Here is a 2,562-nt window from a genome sequence, read left to right on the forward strand (position 1 = left end):
GTACACGGTGGCGCCCTTGACCGCCGATACCGCCAACGTGGCGCTGTATCTGGATGCGCTGGGCCCGGACGTGATGCCGCGCGACGGTCAGCGCGCCGAGCGCGCGCTGGATGCGGCCGTGCTCCTGCTCCAGCAGTCCGGCGCCCGCAGCGGCGACATCCTGCTGCTCACCGATCGTGCCGACGCCGCTGCCGCGAGCGCGGCCGCGGCAGCGCGACGGCAGGGCGTCACGGTGTCGGTGCTCGGCGTGGGCACGCCGAACGGTGCCGCCTATCGAAGCGGTGACGGGCAGATTGCCCAGGCACAGCTGGAAGAAGCCTCCCTGCGCACGGTGGCCAGCGCGGGTGGCGGCCAGTACGCGCGGATGGCCAGCGACGACGGCGATCTGCGCGCACTGGGCGTGCTGACCCCGCGGGCAAGCAGGGAGGATCGCCGCGACGGCAATGGACTGGCGTGGCGCGACGAAGGCTTCTGGTTGCTGCCCCCGCTGATGCTGCTGGGGTTGTGGGCGTTCCGTCGACGCGCCCTGGCCGTGGTGCTGGTGGCCTGCCTGGCCGCCCCGCTGGCGTTGCCCACCCCCGCGCAGGCCGCCGAAGGCACCTGGTGGAGGCGTGCCGACCAGGTGGACCAGCAGGCACTGGGGGCGGGGGTGGAGGCCTACCGCCGGGGCGACTTCAAGGCCGCCCAGGCGCAGTTCGAGGGTATCGACAGCGATGCCGGCTGGTACAACCTAGGCAACGCGCTGGCCCGCCAGGGCCAGTACGACGCTGCGATCGACGCCTACGACAAGGCGCTGCGCAAAACGCCGGGCATGCCCGATGCGGTCGCCAACCGCGCGGCGGTGGACGCCGCACGCAGGCGCAAGCCGCCGTCGGCACCCCCGAAGGACGGCCAGGGCAAGCAACCGCCCACCTCCCCGCCGTCGCAGGGCCAGGGCCAACCGGGCAAGGATGCCGGCCAGCCGCCGAAACAGCCCGGGCAGCAGAACCCCGGCCAGCCGCCGGGCACGCCGGCGCAGGGCAAGGACACGCAGGACGCCGGCAATCCCGAGCCCAATCCCGCCGCGCAGGCCCAGGCCGATGCGGCCCAGCGCCAGCAGATGCAGCAGGCACTGCAGCGGCAGGGCAAGGACGGCAAGGACACCCCGGCGCAGCGGCAGGCCGCGGAAACCCCGCAGCAGCGCGAGCAGCGCCAGGCCGTGGAAGCGTGGATGCGACGGGTGCCGGATGATCCGGGCAGCCTGTTGCGCGCCAAGTTCCAACTCGAAAACGAACGCAGGAAACGGGAAGGACGATGAGCACCGATTCGACCACGCGACGCTGGATGCGCGGCTGCTGTTGGCTGCTGCTGGCGGCGAGCAGCTGGGCGCAGGCGCAGACCCGTGCCTGGCTCGACCGCGCGCAGATCAGCGACGGCGACACGGTCACCCTCAACATCGAGAGTGATGCGGCCGGCGCACCGGACTACACGCCCCTGCGCGCCGATTTCGAGCTCAGCGGGCAGACCAGCAGCCGCCAGATGCAATGGGGCACGGGCGGCACTACCGCGCGCAATCTGTACGCAGTGGCTTTGTCGCCGCGCCGCACCGGCACGCTGCAGATTCCCGCGTTGCAGGTGGGGGCCAACCGCACCGCGCCGCTGCTGCTGCAGGTGGGCGCCAGCACTGCCGCGCCGGCGGCCGTTCCCGGCAATGCGGCGGTGTTCATGGAAACCGAGGTCGACGACCTCACGCCCTACGTCCAGCAGAGCGTGGGCGTGGTGGTGCGGCTGTACTACGCCTCGCAGCTGGTGTCGGGCGAACTGCTGCTGGACACCCCGGCCGGTGCGTCGATGCAGCGGGTGGGCGAGGACCGCAGCCTGGTGCGCGAGGTCAATGGTCGCCGCTACAACCTGGTGGAGCGGCGCTTCCTGCTGATTCCCGAACGCAGCGGCCCGCTGCAGCTGCCGGCGGCCCAGTTCAACGGACGGGCTGCCGGTGGCTTCTTCGATGACATGTTCGGGGGCGACGGACGGCTGCGCGCCACGGCGCCAGCGCGCACGCTGCAGGTGCAGCCGCAGCCGGCCAACGCAGCGCAGCCGTGGCTGCCGCTGCACGACCTGCGCCTGCGGTACACCGCCGCGCCCACCCAGGCGCGTGCCGGGGAAGCGGCCACGGTAGTGGTGGAAGCCGTGGCCCAGGGCGCCACCCGCGCGCAGTTCCCGGAACTGCCGGCGCTGGACGTCGGCCCCGACGCCCAGGTGTTCGCCGAGCCGGCCCAGTTCGATGAGACCTTCAGCGGCAACACGCCGCAGCTCAAGCTGACCCGGCGCTACTCGATCGTGCCGCGCACGCCGGGCACCCTGCGCGTGCGGGGCCCGAGCATGCCGTGGTGGGACGTGAAAGCTGGCGAGGCGCGTACCGCCACCCTGCCGGCGTTGACCCTGCAGGTCGCCGCCGCGGGCGTGGGCGGTGCTGCTCCGTCGGTGCCGGTGGACACCCGGTCGGCGCTGCCGGGCGAGGCCACCGCGGCCACCAACGCGCTGCCGCTGGCAGACCCGGCAACGCCGGCCCGTCCCTGGGGC

2 protein-coding genes are annotated in these 2,562 nt (G+C 73.1%); both read left to right on the top strand.

Annotated features, from left to right (window positions below; translation table 11 throughout):
• The coding region (locus DBR34_RS07715; protein WP_128096357.1) for a tetratricopeptide repeat protein at window positions 1-1,297 on the top strand (1,297 nt) is incomplete at its 5' end.
• A gap of 26 nt (window positions 1,298-1,323) precedes the next feature.
• The coding region (locus DBR34_RS07720) for a BatD family protein (RefSeq protein ID WP_258223738.1) at window positions 1,324-2,562 on the top strand (1,239 nt) is incomplete at its 3' end.

This window comes from Stenotrophomonas sp. HMWF003, from assembly GCF_003061285.1.
GTDB lineage: Bacteria > Pseudomonadota > Gammaproteobacteria > Xanthomonadales > Xanthomonadaceae > Stenotrophomonas > Stenotrophomonas maltophilia_AP.